Genomic DNA, 16,186 nt, shown 5'->3' on the forward strand with positions numbered 1-16,186 from the left:
CCGTACGGTCGGCCCGCGGGCAGTCACGGAAGGGCGGGGCGATGGGGTACGCGGAGACGATGGGCCTCAGGGCGGGGCAGGCGGTACGGGAGTTCGGCGCGGACGACGACACGGACGACGCGATCCGGGACGACGTCCGGCTCGTGACCGGTCGCGCACTGCTCGACGACACCTCCGGGGAGGCGGCGGACGCGGTGCTGTGGTGGTGGCGGGAGGGGGACGGCGACCTGGCGTCCGAACTGAGGGACGAGGTGGGGCCGTTGGCGGAGGACGGGTCGATCTGGGTCCTGACGCCGCGGCAGGGCAAGCCGGGGCACGTCCCGGTGCCGGAGATGGCGGAGCTCGCCGTCGACGCGGGCCTCCGGGTGCGCGGCGCCACCCTCCTCGGCGGCTGGACCGGCCATCACCTGTACCGCCCCTGAGGCCGCCGTTCCCTTGCGGGCGGGGGTCACGGTGCGGTGAAGGCGCCGCCGATGTAGTCGTCGCCCGGGGACGGGAGGGTCCGGGGTGCCAGGAGGCCGGGGGCGTGGGGTTCCGAGTCGTCCCGGGGGGTGTAGCCGAGGGCGCGGGCCGGGGCCAGGTCCCACCAGCCGCGGGTGTTGGCCGAGGAGCCGTACACCACCGTGTGCCCCACCGACTCCGCCGTGAGCGCCGCGTGCAGCAGGCGGGCGCAGTCCGCGGGGCTCAGCCAGAGGGACAGCATGCGGACCGTCGTCGGCTCGGGGAAGCAGGAGCCGATGCGCACCGAGACCGTCTCGATGCCGTGCCGGTCCCAGTACAGCTGCGCCAGGTCCTCGCCGAAGCACTTGGAGAGGCCGTAGTAGGTGTCGGGCCGGTGCGGGGTGGTGACCGGGACCGGGGGCTCACCGTCGCGCGGGCGGCGGGTGAAGCCCACGGCGTGGTTGCTGGAGGCGAAGACGACGCGGCGGACGCCCTCCTCGCGGGCCGCCTCGTAGAGCCGGTGGAGGCCGGTGACGTTCGCCGCGACGATCGCGTCGAAGTCGGCCTCCACGGAGATGCCCGCGAGGTGCACGATCGCGTCCACCCCGCGCACCGCCTCCCGTACGGCCTTCCGGTCGGCGAGGTCGGCGACGATCGCGTCCGGCGCGTCGGGCACGGGCGCGACGTCGAGGAGGCGGAGCTCGTAGCCGTACTCCGGGAGCAGCCCCCGCATGAGGGTGCCGACGCCGCCGGCGGCACCGGTGAGCAGGAGCGTGCGGGGTGCGGGCATCGGTGGTACTCCTCGGCCGGAAGAGGGCGCATTCATGGACGTGGACACGTTAGGGAGGGGGTGAAGGGGCGTCAAGGTGCTGTCCTGTCGGGGTTCCGGCCCTTGACCGGGACCTCGCGCGGGGTTAGCGTTCGCGAGATGTTCATGGATGTGAACGTCTGAGCCGTCGTGTGACGCGTACCCCCGGAGCGCCCGTGACCAGCCCCGCCCGGCCCCGTACGGGAGCCTTCCTGTACCCCTGGGACGTCGACGGCGACCCCGCCGCCCCCGCGCTCCTCGCCGGACTCGGCGTGCGGCAGGTGACGCTCGCCGCCGCGTACCACTCCACCCGGGCGCTCAGCCCCCGCCACCCGGGCCGACGGGTCGTCACCGCCGAGTACGCCGCCGTGCTCTACCCGCCGGACCCGCAGCGCTGGGCCGGCCGCCGGCTCGCCCCGTACCCGGCGGGCGCCTGGGCCCCGGGCGACGCCTGGGCGCGGGCCGCCGGGGCGCTCGACGGCACCGGTCTCGACGTGCACAGCTGGGTCGTCCTCGCCCACAACTCCCGGCTCGGCGCCGACCATCCCGACACCTCCGTCGTCAACGCCCACGGCGACCGCTACCCGTGGGCCCCCTGCATCGCCCACCCCGAGGTCCGGGCCCTGCTCGTCGGCCTCGCCGCCGAGGCCGCCGTCCGCCCCGGCGCCACCGGCACCGAGCTGGAGTCCTGCGGCTGGTACGGCTACGCCCACCTGCACGCCCACGACAAGACCGGCGGCGTCCCGCTCGACGAGCGGGCCCTGTCCCTGCTGTCGCTCTGCTTCTGCCCGCACTGCCGGCAGGGGTACGCGGACCGGGGCGCCGACCCGGACGCGCTGGCCGCCGCCGTCCGTACCGCCCTCGACCCCGTCTGGACCGGCACCGGGCCCGCCGGGGAGCTCGGCGAGCTCGCCGCGCCCGCCCTCGCCTGGCGCGCCGCGACCGCCCGCTCCTTCCAGGAGGCGGCCGTCGCCGCCGTGCGGGCCGCCGCCCCGCCCGGCTTCCGGATCCTGCTGCACGCCGACCCGGACCCGTACCGCTGCGGCGCGGACGCCGGCACCGACCCCGCGCACGTCCTCGGCCTCGCCGACGGCGTGGTGGCCCGGCCCGGCCGGCTCGCCGCCTTCGCCGCCCACCGGCCGCCCGGTGGCACCGTCGCCGCCAACCTCTCCGTCGTCGCCGGCATGGGCGGCGCCCCCGGCCGGCTCGCCGAGGACGCCCGGCGCGCCCTCGCCGAGGGCGCCACCGAACTCCGCCTGTACCACGCGGGCCTGGCCTCCGACGCCGACCTGGCGGCCGTCCGCACCGCCCTGGCCGCGCTCGGCTAGCCGATCAGGCGGCCGTCCCTGGCCACCACCCGGCCCGCGCGGACCACCAGGTCGCGGCCCGGCAGGTCCACCACGACCTGCGGCAGGCACTCGCCCTCGACCAGCATGAAGTCGGCCGGGGAGCCCGGGCGCAGATCGGCGGCCGGCAGCCCCATGAGCGCGGCGCCGCCGTGCGCGGCGACCGCGAAGCAGGCCTCCAGGTCCTCGTCGAGCCGGGCGTCCAGGGCCCAGCCGGCCAGCCAGGCGCGGTGCAGCATGTCGGCGTCGCCGTACGGGCTCCAGCTGTCGCGGACGCCGTCCGAGCCGAGGCCGACCGTCACCCCGCGCTCGGCGAGCCGCCGGAACGGCAGGACCGTCGTCTCGCCCAGGGCGACCGTGGTCAGCGCGACCCCGGCGCCGGCGAGCAGGTCCGCCGTCTCGTCGAGCTCCCGGCCGGCGAGGCCCGCCACCGCGAAGGCGTGCGCCACCGCCACCCTGCCGTGAAGGCCGGCCGCGCGGGTGCGGGCGGCGATGTCCCGGATCACCGCGAGGCCCGGCTCGCCCCGGTCGTGCAGGTGGATGTCGAGCCCCAGGCCGTGCTTCTCGGCGAGACCGAAGACCAGGCCCAGCTGATCGCCGTCCCCGCCGCCGGCGGCGTCGAAGCCGGTCGGGTCGATGCCGCCCACATGGCTGACCAGACCGCTCGCCGCCGCCTCGGCGAGCAGCTCCGCCGCGCCCGGCTCCCGGACCACGCCGTGCTGCGGGAAGGCGACCAGCTCGACGTCGACGATCCCGGCCAGCTTCGCGGCGGCGTCCGCGACGCCCTCGACCGCGGCCAGGCCGTAGGCGGGGGCCACGTCCGCGTGGGCCCGCAGGGCGCGGGTGCCCCGGGCCGCCGCGTGGGACATCAGGCGCAGCGCCCGCTCGCCCACCGGGGTGGGCAGCGAGCGGGCCAGCTCCACGTCGCCGGCCACGTAGTCGGCGATGCCGGCGGCGGGGCGGCGGCGGTGCCAGGGCTCGCCCCAGGAGGTCTTGTCCGGGTGGATGTGCGCGTCGACCAGGGTCGGCAGGGCGAGCCGCCCACCGCCGTCGACCCGCTCGACGACCGCCCCTTCGGGGACCTCCGCGACGAGCACACCGTCGACGGCGATCAGCTCGCCGGCCGGCCCGCCGAAGGGCCGTACGTCGTGGAAGAGGGTCGCGGTGCGGGGCGTGGGGCTCACGGGGTCTCCTTCGGGCTCGGACGCAACCCTTTTGGTATACCATGTGGGCCGTCCGGGTGCCCCACCCCCTCACCAGGCCAGCTTCTCCAGCGCGTCCAGGTCCAGGGGCGCCGTCGGGGCGGGTCCGGGACCGGCGACCTCCGGGCCGCCGTCCCCGCCGTTCGGGCCGACCCGGAGCTCCGCCCAGATCGTCTTGCCGCGCCGCCCGTACCGCGTGCCCCACCGCTCCGCGAACCGCGCCACCAGGTACAGCCCGCGGCCGCCCTCGTCCGTCTCCGCCGCGTGCCGCAGGTGCGGCGAGGTGCTGCTGCCGTCCGACACCTCGCACACCAGCGTCCGGTCGTACAGCAGGCGCACCCGCACCGGGTCCACCCCGTACCGCACCGCGTTGGTGACCAGCTCGCTGAGGATCAGCTCCACCGCGAAGACCGCCTCGTCGAGGCCCCACTCCGCCAGCTTGGCCGCCGCAGCGTTCCGCACCGGCGACACCGCGGCCGGGTCCCGGGCGACCTCCCACTCGGCGATCCGGTCCGCCGGCAGCCGCCGGGTCCGGGCCACGAGCAGCGCGATGTCGTCCCGGGGCGACGGCGACAGCAGGGTCGCCAGCACGTCCGCGCAGATCTGCTCGGGGCTCCGGGCGGGCCGCTCCAGCGTCCGGCGCAGCAGCCGCAGCCCCGTCCCCACGTCCCGGCCCTGGTCCTCCAGGAGCCCGTCCGTGAACAGCACCAGCTTGCTGCCCTCCGCGAGCCGCAGCTCCGTCGACTCGAACGGCACGTCCCCGAGCCCGAGGCCCAGCGGCAGCCCCGGCGCCAGCGGCGGGAACTCCACCCGCCCCTCCGCGTCCACCACCGCCGGACCCGGATGCCCGGCGCTCGCCACCGTGCACACCCCGGACGCCGAGTCGTAGATCGCGTACAGGCAGGTCGCGCCGGTGATGGTCTCCTGCCCCCGGCCCCGGCCGCCGTCGCCGCCCGAGGCCGGCTCGCCCTCCTCGTCGATCCGCCCGGTCAGCTCGTCCAGATGGCCGAGGATCTCGTCCGGCGGCACGTCGAGCGTCGAGAAGTTGTGGACCGCCGTCCGCAGCCGGCCCATCGTCGCCGCCGCGTGCAGCCCGTGCCCCACCACGTCGCCCACCACCAGCGCCACCCGCGCCCCCGGCAGCGGGATCACGTCGAACCAGTCGCCGCCCACCCCCGCCTTCGCCGGCAGATAGCGGTACGCCACCTCCACCGCGTTCTGCTCGGGCAGCACCCTCGGCAGCAGGCTCCGCTGGAGCGTCACCGCCATCGCGTGCTCCCGGGTGAACCGCCGGGCGTTGTCGATCGCCACCGCCGCCCGCGCCGCCAGCTCCTCCGCGAACTCCAGGTCCTCCTCCCCGAACGGCTCCGCCGTGTCCGCCCGCCAGAAGTTCGCCATGCCCAGGGTCACGTCCCGGGCCAGGAGCGGCACCGTGAGCAGCGAGTGCATCCCGTACGCCAGCGCCCCGGCCGCCCCCTCCGGGTCCTGCGCCCGCCAGCCGTCCGCCGCCGCCAGCTCCGCCTGCACCACCGCGTGCCCCTCGGCCAGCGCCGTCGCCATCGGCGTGCTCGGCACGTGGAAGCGGATCACCTCGCCGACCGGCTGGAGCGGCTGCTCCTCCCGCACCCCGCTCAGCGCGGTCCTGAGCATCTCCGCCAGCGTCGCGTCCTGCGGCGGCTCCTCGCCCCGCAGCACCGGTTCGAGCAGCTCCACCGTGGCGAAGTCCGCGAAGCGCGGCACCGCGACCTCCGCCAGCTCCTCCGCCGTCCGGACCACCTCCAGGGTCGTCCCGATCCGCACCCCCGCCTCGTAGAGCAGCTGGAGCCGGCCCCGGGCCACCGCCGCCCGCCCGGAGAGCGCCGCCAGCTCGGTGGTGTCCCGCATCGTCATCACGCTGCCCGCGCCGGGGCCGTCCGGGGCGGTGGGCCGCACGCTGACCGCGAGGAGCCGGTCGCCCGCCCGGTGCACCTCGTCCGTCGCGGTCCGCCCCGACTCCAGGAGTTCGACCGTACGGGGATCGAGCCCGAGCTCCGAGACCGGGCGCCGCTCGGCGTCGGCCGACAGGCCGAGCAGCCGCCGCGCCTCGTCGTTGGCGAGCAGCAGCCGCCGGTCCTCGCCGACGATCAGCACCCCCTCGCGGACCGCGTGCAGCACCGCCTCGTGGTGTTCCTTCATCCGGGTCATCTCGGCCGGGCCCAGGCCGTGCGTCTGGCGCCGCAGCCGCCGAGAGACCAGCGCCGCGCCGCCCACCGCGAGGAGCAGCGCGCCGCCGCCCGCCGCCAGGAGCACCACGAGGCGGCCCTGGACCGCGTCGCTGAGCGACTGCACCTCGATGCCGCTCGTCACCATGCCGACGATCCGGCCGTCGTCGGCGACCACCGGCACCACGGCCCGTACGGCGTCGGTCGGCGAGCCGCGGAAGGTCTCCGTGAACGACTCGCCGTCCCGCACCGCCCGGGTCAGGTCACCGGTCGCCTTCTGGCCGATCAGCCCGGTCTCGGAGTCGGTGTACCGCACCCCGTCCCGGCCGAGGACCGCGACGAAGTCGACCCCGGTCGCCACCCGGGTCTGCTCCGCCCGTTCCTGGAGCGCCGCCGTCGGGTCCGGCGAGACCAGCGCCGCGTCCACGCCGGGCGCCTTCGCGAAGGCCTCCGCCACCGCCAGCGACCGGATCCGGGCGTCCCGCAGCACGTCCCCGCGGGCCTGCTGGAAGGTGACGACGACCGCCGCCACGATCAGCAGGAGGGCGATCAGCGCCTCCAGGGCGAGGACCTGCCCGGCGAAGCTCCGCAGCCCGGAGCCGCGCCCCGGGCGCGCACCGTCCCGGCGGGCCGTCATCCGGTGCTCCGGGCGATGAGCAGCGCCACGTCGTCCTGGGCGCCGGGGCGGCGCAGCTCCCGCAGGAGCCGGTCGCAGCTCTCCTCCAGGGACAGCTCCCGGGTCTCCTCGACGAGCCGGACGAGCAGCGCGAGCCGTTCGTCGATGGGGGCGTCCCGGGTCTCGATCAGCCCGTCCGTGTACAGCACCAGCCGGTCGCCCGGGCGGAACGGCACCCGCGCGGTGCGGAAGGTGTCCCCGCCGACGCCCAGCGGCACCCCCGTGGAGACGGCGACCAGTTCGGCCGGGCCGTCGGCCGGGAGCCGCACCGGCGGCAGATGGCCCGCGTTGGAGATCCGGCAGCGCCGCCGCGCCGGATCGTGCACGGCGAAGAGGCAGGTGGCGATGGACGGCTCCAGGCCGACCGCGATCCGGTCCAGGTGCCGCAGGACCTGCCCGGGGGAGAGGCCGAGGTCCGCGAAGGCGCGGACGGCGGTCCGCAGCCGGCCCATGGTCGCCGCCGCGTCGATGCCGCTGCCCATCACGTCCCCGACCACCAGGGCCGTCCGCTCGTCGGGCAGCGCGATCACGTCGTACCAGTCCCCGCCGACCTCGCTCGACGCCTGCGCCGGCTGGTAGCGGGCCGCCGCCGCGAGGCAGGGGCGGGCGGGCGGATCGCCCGGCAGCAGACTGCGCTGGAGGGTGACGGCGGAGTTCCGCATGCTCTGGTACCAGCGGGCGTTGTCGATGCTGACGGCCGCGCGGGCCGCCAGTTCCACGGCGAGCAGCACGTCGTCCGCGTCGAAGGGCAGCGGGTTGTTCCGGTCCCGCTTCAGGTCGAGCGCCCCGAGCACCTCGCCGCGCGCGATCAGCGGCACCGCCAGGTAGGAGTGCACCCCGGCCCGCGCGAGGCGCCCGACGGCCTCGGGGCCGCGCGCGATCCGCGGCAGGTCCTCGGGGCCGACCCGGGCCACCAGGACCGGCCGCCCGGTGTGCACGCAGCGGGTCACCAGCCGGTCGGCGCCGTACAGCGCGACCGAGCCCGGCGGGTCGGCGGCCGCCAGCGCCTCCGTGTCGTGCCCGGCCTTCACCGCGAGCGCCCGGAAGAGCGCCGGGCCCTGCTCGGGGACGCCGGGGCGGCGCAGGGCGAGCACCGAGTCGAGGACGTCGACGGCGGCCACGTCGGCGAGGGCCGGCACCACCACCGACGCCAGCTCGTCCGCCGTCCGCTCCACCTCCAGGGTGGTGCCGACCCGGGCCGAGGCGTCCGCGATCAGGGCGAGCCGCCGCCGGGACCGGCCGGCCTCCGCGTCCGCCAGGTGCCGCTCGGTGACGTCGACCACCCAGGCCGCCACGCCGAGGACCCGGCCGTCGGCCGCCTCCAGGCGGTAGAAGGACACCGACCAGGCGTGCCGGCCGCCGCCCGGGTCCGCCGGGGTGGCGCTCATCGCCTGGAGGTCGAGCAGCGGCGTCCCCGTCTCCAGGACCCGCCGGGCCGCCGCCTCCAGCGGCGCCGCGTCCACGCCCGGCAGCACCTCGGCGGGCCTCCGGCCCAGGTGCCGGGCGGCCGGCAGTCCGTTGAACCGTTCGAGGGCCGGGTTGACCAGGACGTACCGCAGCTCGGTGTCGAGGACCGCGAGGCCCAGCGGGGACTGGTCGACCAGCCGGTCGGAGAGCGCCAGCTCCGTCTCCATCCGGGCGACGACGGTCCGGTCGGCGCAGATGCCGAGCGCGTACAGGTCGCCCAGGTCGTCGGTGAGCCGCATGTTGCGGAACTCCACCTGCCGGGTCGTCCCGTCCTTGTGCCGTACGGGGAAGGTGCCCGCCCAGGTGGTGCCGCGCCCCAGGACCTCGCCGAAGAGCCGCGTCGCCTCGGCCCGGTGCTCCTCGTCGACGATCAGCCGGGCCACGTACTGCCCCAGGGCCTCGTCGGCCCGGTACCCGAAGAGGGTCTCCGCCTGCGGGCTCCACAGCACGATCCGCCCGGCCGAGTCCACCACCACGGCGGCCACCCCGAGCACGTCGAGCAGCCCCCGCGTGCCGAACACGGTCCCGGACACCGACCCGTCCGGCGGACCGGAACCGGAATCGGAACCGGAAGGGACACCGGGTCCGGCGGAGGCGCCGGGGCCGGAAGACCCACCGGGTCCGGGGGAGGCGCCGGGTCCGGGGGAGACACGGGGGCCGGTGGAGGCGCCGGGCCCCGGGGCGGCGCCCGGCCCGGGAGAGGTGCCCGGCTCGGAAGAGGCGCCGGATCCGGAAGGGGCGCCCGGCTCGGGAGAGGTACCGGGGCCGGGCGGGGTGCTTCCGGGCGCGGCGGCGCGTGCCTCCTCCGTCCCCGTCCCCGTGCCCGTCTCCGGGAAGGAACCGGCCGTCACCCTGCCCTCCTCCCGCCGAGCCCACGTCCCCTTCCATGCTCCCCGGCCCCCCGCGGGCACGCACCACGAGACGGTCCGACCTAGGCCACGGCCTCCGGCACCGCCGCCCTGGCCGTGCGCAGCGCACCGGCGAGGCCCGCCGCCGCCAGGGCCGGGAGCAGGAGGCGGACGTCCACGGTGGTGACCAGCGCCGCGCCCAGGGCCAGGGCCAGCGCGTTCGGGACGAAGAGCGCGGTGTTCGCGGTCGCCGCGAGGCGGCCGGCCGCCTCCGCCGGGGCCTCCCGCTGGACCGCCGTCATCGCCGCCACCAGGACCCACGGCAGGCCGAGGCCGATCACCGCGCTCGCCGCCAGGGCCGTCGCCTCGTACGGCAGCGCCCGTACCCCGGTCGCCGCCGCGAAGAGCGCGAGCCCGGCCGCGGCGAGCAGCCGCTCCGGCACCCGGCGCAGCAGCGGACCGGTGGTCAGGCCCGCCAGGACCGAGCCCGCGCCCTGCACCGCGTACAGCACGCCCGCGTACGCCGCCGGCCGTCCGAGCCCGTCCACCACCGCGTACACCGCCGCCCCGTTCACCCCGGCGAGCAGCATGGTGAAGGACCCGGTGGCCACCAGCGGCCGCAGCACCGGCGAGGCGGCCAGCAGCCGGACGCCCTCCGCGGTCTCCCGCCACCACGTCCCCCGCTCGCGGGCGACCGGGGCAGGCCGCTCCTCGCGCACCCGCATCGCGGCGAAGGCGCCCGCCGCGAGGGCGAAGCTCGCCGCGTCCAGGAGGGCCACGGGACCGGCCCCGTACCGGGCGAAGAGCCCCGCCGCGGTCAGCGGGGCGATCAGCTTCATCGACTCGTTGGCCGTCATCCGCCAGCCGTTGACCGAGCCGAGCCGCTCCTTGTCGAAGCCGGTCGACAGCAGCGCCTGCTCGGCGGCCTCATGGACGGCGCCCTGCGCCCCGTACAGCACCAGGACGGCGAAGAGCAGCCACACCCGGTCGGCCGAGGTCACCCAGAGGAGCAGCGGCAGCACCGCCACCATGGCGAGGTCGAGGGCGATCAGCAGCGGACGGCGGCGCACCCGGTCCGCGAGCGTGCCGAGCAGCGGCCCGAGGAGGGCGGGGGCCCAGAGGGCGAAGGCGGTGAGGGCCGCGAGCCCGTCCGAACCCGTCAGCGACTTGACCCAGATCCCGGAGACCAGCCACATCGCCGTCGTCCCGAACCCGGACACGACCACACCTGTCAGATACCAGCGCATGGACGGAGACTCGCGTCTGAGGCGTCCCTCCGGGATCGGGCAACCGCCCTATTCCGGAGGGCTCGCGGCCCCTATTTCCCGGCGGTCGGGGCCTCTCCGTCCCGGTCCCTCCGGCTAGGTCCTGGCGGTCGCGGCCTCCGCGGCGCGGTCCTCGCGCCAGAGCGCCGCGCCCGTGAGCACCGCCCCGAGCCCCTCCCACAGGCCGACGCCCAGGAAGCCGGACGGGGCCCGTTCCGTGATCACCGCCACGGTGAAGACCGCGCAGGTCAGCAGCCGGAAGGGGACCGTCCAGCGGAAGAACGCCCGCCAGTCGGCGAGCGCGGCGAGCACGTAGTAGACGCCCATGTTGAGCGCGGCCATCGAGGAGGCGGTGAGGAAGACCAGCGTGTGGTCGCCCTCCGCGCGCCCGCCGGCCGGCACCGGCTCGAAGCCCATCACCGTGAGGAGGACGTCCGGGGCGACCAGTCCCACCACCCCGAGGGCGGCGGCGAGGACGCCGAAGACCGCCATGGTCCAGCCGGAGAGCGAACGGGGCAGGCGGTGCAGGCGACGCACGAAGGTCCTCCGCGAGGCGAGCGAGATCGACGGCAAGATCGACAGTTCGGGAAACACGTGTTCTGTTCGAGCGTGACCTTGCCTATCGCACGAGGGCCCGCGGGGGCCAATCCGGCCCCCGCGAACGTCACCTCAGGGCCGCCGCCATCATCTTCTGCGCCACCGGCGCCGCCAGACCGTTGCCGCTGACCTCGGAGCGGGCCGCGCCCGAGTCCTCGATCAGCACGGCCACCGCCACCTGCTTCCCGGTCGACGGGTCCTTGGCGTAGGAGGTGAACCAGGCGTACGGCGTCTTGCTGTTGTTCTCGCCGTGCTGCGCCGTGCCCGTCTTGCCGCCGACCTCCGCCCCGGCGATCGCCGCGTTGGTGCCGGTGCCCTGCTCCACCACCGTCACCATGGCGCTGCGCAGCTGCTCGGCGGTGGCGGAGGAGACGATCCGGGTGGCGTCGCCGTCCTCGAAGGACCGCAGCGCGTCGCCGTCGGAGTCGACGACCTCGGAGACCATGTGCGGGGCGGCGAGCTGCCCGTCGTTGGCGATCACCGCCGAGACCATCGCCATCTGGAGCGGGGTGGCGGTCACGTCGAACTGCCCGATGCCGGTGAGCGCGGTCTGCGCCCGGTCCATCCCGGACGGGTAGACGCTCGGGTAGGCCCGGACCGGCACGTCCAGCTCGTCGTCGTTGAAGCCGAACTTCTCCGCCATCGCCTTCACCTTGTCCTGCCCCAGGTCGGCGGCCATCTTGCCGAAGACGTTGTTGCAGGAGTAGCGGAGCGCGGTGCGGATGGTGGCGTTCTCGCAGGGCGCGGAGGCGTTCTCGTTCTTCAGGACGGTCCGGGTGTTCGGCAGGGTGTACGGGTCCGGGCTCGTGGTCGGCGCGTCGACGGAGGAGTACAGGCCGTCCTCCAGGGCGGCGGCCGCGACGACCAGCTTGAAGGTGGAGCCGGGCGGCAGCGGCTGCCGCAGCGCCCGGTTGACCAGCGGCTTGTCGGGGTCCTCGGTCAGCTCCTTCCAGGCGTCGCCGTCGTGCGTGCCCGCGATGTCCGACGGGTCGTAGGAGGGGGTGGAGACCATGCCGAGGATCCGGCCGCTCACCGGGTCGATCGCGACGGCCGCGCCCTTCGTCTTCCCGAGCGCCTCGTGGCCCGCCTTCTGCACGGCCGGGTCGATCGTGGTGACGACCGTGCCCGGCTTCTGCTGCTTGCGGGTGACCGCGTCCACCGGGTTCTTCAGCCGGTCGTCGGTGCCGTCCAGGATCCCGGAGTAGATGCCCTCCAGCTGGGTGGCGCCGTACGCCTGCGAGCTGTAGCCGGTGACCGCCGCGTACAGCTCGCCGTCGGTGTAGCTGCGCTCGTACGCGAGGTCACCGCTCCGGGTGCGCTCGGAGCCGGTGACCGGCGAGCCGGCCACCACGATGTTCCCGAGCGGCTGCGCGTACTGCGCGATGGTCTTCCGCCGGTTCTTGCTGTCGTTCGCGAGCGCCTTGCCCTCGTACGCCTGCACCCAGGTGGCCCGGCCGAGGAGGGCGAGCACGAGGAGCAGAGCGAAGACCGAGGTGCGCCTGATCGTCTTGTTCATGGCACCTGGAGGGACGAACGGGGCGGCGGCGGACGTTCCGGTTGTGGTCCGATTCTCAGGAAACGTTCATCCGGCATCGACCTTCCGCGGTCCCCCTCACAGCCGCCGCGTCGCCAGCGTCAGCCGGTCGCGGGCGTCGAAGAGGGCGTCCTTGATCAGCTGCTCGTGCGCCGGGGTCAGCCGGGCGGCCGGCACCGAGCAGCTCAGCGCGTCCCGGGCCGGGGACCGGTAGGGGATCGCCACCGCGAAGCAGCGCAGCCCCAGGGTGTTCTCCTCGCGGTCCACCGCGTAGCCGAGCTCGCGCACGCGCGCCAGCTCCTCGATCAGCCGCTCCCGGTCGGTGATCGTGTGCTCGGTCACCGACGGCAGCTCCTTCGGGAGCAGCTCCCGCACCTGCTCGTCGTCGTGGCCGGCGAGCAGCGCCTTGCCGAGCGCCGTCGAGTGCGCGGGGAGCCGCCGGCCGACCCGGGTGAAGGGCCGCAGGTGGTGCTGGGACTGGCGGGTGGCCAGGTAGACCACGCTGGTGCCGTCGAGCCGGGCGAGGTGGACGGTCTCGGTGGTGTCGTCGGAGAGCCGGTCGAGGGTGACGCGGGAGGCCGCCACGACCTCGTCGCCGTCGATGTACGAGGTCCCCACGAGCAGCGCCCGCACGCCGATGCCGTACCGCGTGCCGGTGGCGTCGGTCTCCACCCAGCCCAGGTCGACCAGGGTGCGCAGCAGCATGTACAGGCTCGACTTGGGGTACCCCATGGTCTCCTGCACGGCGGCCAGGGTGTGCATCCCGGGCCGTCCGGCGAAGAACTCCAGGAGCTCCACCGTCCGCACCGCGGACTTCACCTGCGCACCGTTCGCGTCGGCACCCGCCATGTCCCCGCCCTTCTCGCCGGACTCCCGGACGACCCTCTGTCTCCCGGGCGACCTTGTGGGAACGCCCGTGGCGTCCCTAGAGTCCACCCTGAAGCGTTCATGCACAAGAACGGCGTTCATCATAGTGAACAGGGGTGTGGTCGTGTCGGCAGCAGCAGTGTGGAGTGTGGACCCCCGGACGGGGAAGCCTCGCGAGCGGGTCGGCACGGAGGCCACGGCCGCCGACGTCGACCGCGCGGTCCGCGCCGCGCACGCCACCCGGGAGTCCCTCGCCGACCGGACGGTCCGCGCCGCCTTCCTCAGGACCGCCGCCGACCTCCTCGACGCCTCCGCCGACGAGGTCGTCGCCACCGCCGACGCCGAGACCGCCCTCGGCGCCCCCCGGCTCACCGGCGAGCTGGCACGCACCAGCGGCCAGCTCCGGGCCTTCGCCGCGGTCGTCGAGGACGGCGCCTACCTCGACGTACGCATCGACCTGCCCGACCCGTCGGCCGTGCCGCCCCGCCCCGACCTGCGCCGCTGGAAGATCCCGCTCGGCGTCGTCGCCGTCTACGCGGCCAGCAACTTCCCGCTCGCCTTCTCCGTCCCCGGCGGCGACACCGCCAGCGCCCTCGCCGCCGGCTGCCCGGTCGTCGTCAAGGCCCACCCCGACCACCCGGCCACCTCCGAGCTGGCCGCCGGCCTGCTGCGCCGCGCCGCCGCCAAGGCCGGCCTGCCCGAGGACGTCGTCGTCCTGGTGCACGGCTTCGACGCGGGCGTCGGACTGGTCCGCCACCCGCTGGTCGCGGCCGTCGGCTTCACCGGGTCCGTGCGCGGCGGCCGGGCGCTCTTCGACGCCGCCGTCGCCCGCCCCGTACCGATCCCCTTCCACGGCGAGCTCGGCTCCCTCAACCCGGTCGTCGTCACCCCCGGCGCGGTCGCCGGGCGGGCCGAGGAGACCGGCGCGGGCCTGGCCGGCTCCATGACCCTGGGCGCGGGCCAGTTCTGCACCAAGCCCGGCTTCGTCCTGGCCCCGGCGGGACCCGACGGGGACCGCTTCCTCGCCGCGCTCACCGAGGGCGTCGCCCGGGCCGGCGCCGCCGTCCTGCTCGACCACCGGATGCGGGCCGCCTTCGTCGACGGCGTCACCGAGCGGGCCGCCCTCGACGGCGTCGAGGCCCCCGTCGCCCCCGGCGCCGCCGACGAGCACACCGTCGCCCCCGGCGTCCTCACCGTCGACGCGGCGCGGCTCGCCGCCGGCGAGCACGCCCTCCTCCTGGAGGAGTGCTTCGGCCCCGTCACCGTCGTCGCCCGCTACACCGACGAGGCGGAGATCGCCGCCGTCCTCGGCCGGCTGCCCGGCAACCTCACGGCCACCCTGCACTGCGCCGACGAGGACCCCGCCGCCCCCGGCCTGCTCGCCGCCCTCACCCCGCTCGCCGGCCGGGTCCTCGTCGGCGGCTGGCCCACCGGCGTCGCCGTCGCCGCCGCCCAGCACCACGGCGGCCCCTACCCCGCGACCACCTCCACCGCCACCTCGGTCGGCGCCACCGCCATCGAGCGCTGGCTCCGCCCGATCGCCTACCAGTCCACCCCGCAGCACCTCCTCCCGCCGGAGCTGCGCGACGACAACCCGCTGGGCGTGCCCCGGCACTGACCCGCCCGACCGGGCCCCGCCGACCGGAGCGCGGGGCCGCGGCCCCCGTGCTCCGCCTCACACCGGGGCGTAAGCGGAATGAAATCCGCCGGGGCGGGCGTTGCGCGAGGAGAGACCCCACCCGCCCCCGGAGAAGGAAACCCATGCGCGTCGAGATCTGGTCGGACATCGCCTGCCCCTGGTGCTACATCGGCAAGGCCCGCTTCGAGAAGGGACTCGCGGCCTTCGCCCACCGCGAGGACGTCGAGGTCGTGCACCGGTCCTTCGAGCTCGACCCGCACCGCGCCAAGGGCGACACCGGGCCCGTCCTGGAGATGCTGGCGAAGAAGTACGGGCGGACGCTCGACGAGGCCCGCGCCATGGAGGCGCACGTCGCCTCCAACGCCCACTCCGAGGGCCTGGAGTACCTCGCCGACGGCCGCGACCACGGCAACACCTTCGACATCCACCGGCTGCTCCACCTCGCCAAGGAGCGCGGCCGGCAGAACGAGCTCCTCGACCTCGCGTACCGGGCCAACTTCGCCGAGGAGCGGTCCGTCTTCGACGCCGAGACCCTGGTGGCCCTCGCCGTCGAGGCCGGACTCGACGAGGCCGAGGCGCGCGCGGTCCTCGCCGACGGGACCGCCTACGCCGACGCCGTGCGCGCCGACGAGCGCGAGGCCGCCGAACTCGGCGCCAACAGCGTCCCGTTCTTCGTCCTCGACCGCCGCTACGGCGTCTCCGGCGGCCAGCCCGCCGAGGTCTTCACCCAGGCCCTGGAGCAGGCCTGGCAGGGCCGCGCCCTCCAGCCGGTCGGCGCCGCCGACGCGGAGGCCTGCGGCCCGGACGGCTGCGAGGTCCCGCCGCGCGACTGACCGGTCCCACCGGTCTGACCTGCGGAGATAAGCGGCGCTTGGGGGCTCCCCATGATCGAACGGCATTGACGGGCGATCGCGGGGAGCCCAGGGTGGGGGCATGGATTCCCTCGATGACTCCCTCGATCTGCCGCTCGGCGGCGCCGAGTTCGCCCCCAAGCGGACCTATCTGAACACCTCCGCCTGCGCGTTGCTGCCGCGCCGCACCGTCGCGGCGGTGACCGCCCTCGCCGAGGAGACCGCCGACGGGCGGGCGGGCGGCGCCGGCAGCTTCGACGTGGTCGAGGAGGCGCGGGCCTCCTTCGCCCGGCTCGTCTCGGTCGCCCCCGAGCGGGTCGCGGTCGGCAGCTCGGTCGCCGTCCACGCCGGGATGGTCGCCCAGTCGATGCCCGCCGGGGCCGAGATCCTCTTCCCCGAGGGCGACTTCTCCTCCCTCATCACGCCCTTCACCGTCCGCGGCGG

The 16,186-nt window shown here is 75.9% G+C and carries 12 protein-coding genes and 1 pseudogene; 5 read left to right on the plus strand and 8 right to left on the minus strand.

Features of this window, described 5'->3' with window-relative positions:
* The first annotated feature begins 41 nt into the window (after window positions 1–41).
* Window positions 42–422 carry a DUF3052 family protein gene (locus AB0E19_RS07575; RefSeq protein ID WP_362174794.1) on the plus strand — a complete coding sequence of 127 codons (381 nt, stop codon included), beginning with the start codon at window positions 42–44 and terminating at the stop codon, window positions 420–422.
* 26 nt (window positions 423–448) lie between these two features.
* Here the strand turns inward: AB0E19_RS07575 and AB0E19_RS07580 are convergent, their stop codons facing one another.
* On the minus strand, window positions 449–1,231 hold the full coding sequence (locus AB0E19_RS07580; RefSeq protein WP_362174796.1) for an NAD(P)-dependent oxidoreductase: 783 nt from the start codon (window positions 1,229–1,231) through the stop codon (window positions 449–451).
* 194 nt (window positions 1,232–1,425) lie between these two features.
* Here AB0E19_RS07580 and AB0E19_RS07585 point away from each other — a divergent pair, with 194 nt between their 5' ends.
* Entirely contained in the window at window positions 1,426–2,577 is a 1,152-nt protein-coding gene (locus AB0E19_RS07585; RefSeq protein ID WP_362174799.1) for a hypothetical protein, read from the plus strand.
* Here the strand turns inward: AB0E19_RS07585 and AB0E19_RS07590 are convergent.
* The 7 genes from AB0E19_RS07590 to AB0E19_RS07620 all read right to left on the minus strand — a co-directional run bounded on the left by AB0E19_RS07590 (window position 2,574) and on the right by AB0E19_RS07620 (window position 13,234).
* Complete coding sequence (locus AB0E19_RS07590) at window positions 2,574–3,779, minus strand: amidohydrolase (protein WP_362174802.1); 1,206 nt, start codon at window positions 3,777–3,779, stop codon at window positions 2,574–2,576. The genes AB0E19_RS07585 and AB0E19_RS07590 overlap by 4 nt on opposite strands.
* Before the next feature lie 69 nt (window positions 3,780–3,848).
* Window positions 3,849–6,635, minus strand: coding sequence for a SpoIIE family protein phosphatase (locus AB0E19_RS07595; RefSeq protein WP_362174805.1), 2,787 nt, complete (start codon window positions 6,633–6,635; stop codon window positions 3,849–3,851).
* Complete coding sequence (locus tag AB0E19_RS07600; RefSeq protein WP_362174808.1) at window positions 6,632–8,674, minus strand: SpoIIE family protein phosphatase; 2,043 nt, start codon at window positions 8,672–8,674, stop codon at window positions 6,632–6,634. Before AB0E19_RS07600 ends, AB0E19_RS07595 begins: the two co-directional genes overlap by 4 nt.
* Before the next feature lie 398 nt (window positions 8,675–9,072).
* Window positions 9,073–10,236, minus strand: a complete 1,164-nt coding sequence (locus AB0E19_RS07605) for an MFS transporter (RefSeq protein WP_362174811.1) — start codon at window positions 10,234–10,236, stop codon at window positions 9,073–9,075.
* Between the two features lie 114 nt (window positions 10,237–10,350).
* Window positions 10,351–10,746: a hypothetical protein gene (locus AB0E19_RS07610; RefSeq protein WP_362174918.1), complete on the minus strand. Its 396-nt coding sequence runs from the start codon at window positions 10,744–10,746 to the stop codon at window positions 10,351–10,353.
* 172 nt (window positions 10,747–10,918) lie between these two features.
* The gene (locus tag AB0E19_RS07615; protein ID WP_362174814.1) at window positions 10,919–12,367 is read right to left on the minus strand and encodes a penicillin-binding transpeptidase domain-containing protein; all 1,449 of its coding nucleotides are present in this window, start codon (window positions 12,365–12,367) and stop codon (window positions 10,919–10,921) included.
* 96 nt (window positions 12,368–12,463) lie between these two features.
* The gene (locus AB0E19_RS07620) at window positions 12,464–13,234 is read right to left on the minus strand and encodes an IclR family transcriptional regulator (RefSeq protein WP_169085987.1); all 771 of its coding nucleotides are present in this window, start codon (window positions 13,232–13,234) and stop codon (window positions 12,464–12,466) included.
* Window positions 13,235–13,376: 142 nt separating this feature from the next.
* Between AB0E19_RS07620 and AB0E19_RS07625 the strand changes: the two genes are divergently transcribed.
* The 3 genes and pseudogenes from AB0E19_RS07625 to AB0E19_RS07635 all read left to right on the plus strand — a co-directional run.
* Complete coding sequence (locus AB0E19_RS07625) at window positions 13,377–14,870, plus strand: aldehyde dehydrogenase (NADP(+)) (protein WP_362174817.1); 1,494 nt, start codon at window positions 13,377–13,379, stop codon at window positions 14,868–14,870.
* A gap of 143 nt (window positions 14,871–15,013) precedes the next feature.
* On the plus strand, window positions 15,014–15,724 hold the full coding sequence (locus AB0E19_RS07630; protein ID WP_362174820.1) for a DsbA family oxidoreductase: 711 nt from the start codon (window positions 15,014–15,016) through the stop codon (window positions 15,722–15,724).
* A gap of 100 nt (window positions 15,725–15,824) precedes the next feature.
* A pseudogene (locus AB0E19_RS07635) lies at window positions 15,825–16,186 on the plus strand (aminotransferase); the annotation flags it as partial.

It is taken from the genome of Streptomyces sp. NPDC047974 (genome assembly GCF_040653375.1).
Taxonomy (GTDB): Bacteria; Actinomycetota; Actinomycetes; order Streptomycetales; family Streptomycetaceae; genus Streptomyces.

What these genes read in the sequence shown, in the direction of transcription:
- AB0E19_RS07610 (WP_362174918.1), bottom strand. Translation starts at nt 10,746, where the DNA reads ATGGCGGTCTTCGGCGTCCTCGCCGCCGCCCTCGGGGTGGTGGGACTG.
- AB0E19_RS07595 (WP_362174805.1), bottom strand. Translation starts at nt 6,635, where the DNA reads ATGACGGCCCGCCGGGACGGTGCGCGCCCGGGGCGCGGCTCCGGGCTG.
- AB0E19_RS07615 (WP_362174814.1), bottom strand. Translation starts at nt 12,367, where the DNA reads ATGAACAAGACGATCAGGCGCACCTCGGTCTTCGCTCTGCTCCTCGTG.
- AB0E19_RS07605 (WP_362174811.1), bottom strand. Translation starts at nt 10,236, where the DNA reads ATGCGCTGGTATCTGACAGGTGTGGTCGTGTCCGGGTTCGGGACGACG.
- AB0E19_RS07580 (WP_362174796.1), bottom strand. Translation starts at nt 1,231, where the DNA reads ATGCCCGCACCCCGCACGCTCCTGCTCACCGGTGCCGCCGGCGGCGTC.
- AB0E19_RS07620 (WP_169085987.1), bottom strand. Translation starts at nt 13,234, where the DNA reads ATGGCGGGTGCCGACGCGAACGGTGCGCAGGTGAAGTCCGCGGTGCGG.
- AB0E19_RS07575 (WP_362174794.1), top strand. Translation starts at nt 42, where the DNA reads ATGGGGTACGCGGAGACGATGGGCCTCAGGGCGGGGCAGGCGGTACGG.
- AB0E19_RS07630 (WP_362174820.1), top strand. Translation starts at nt 15,014, where the DNA reads ATGCGCGTCGAGATCTGGTCGGACATCGCCTGCCCCTGGTGCTACATC.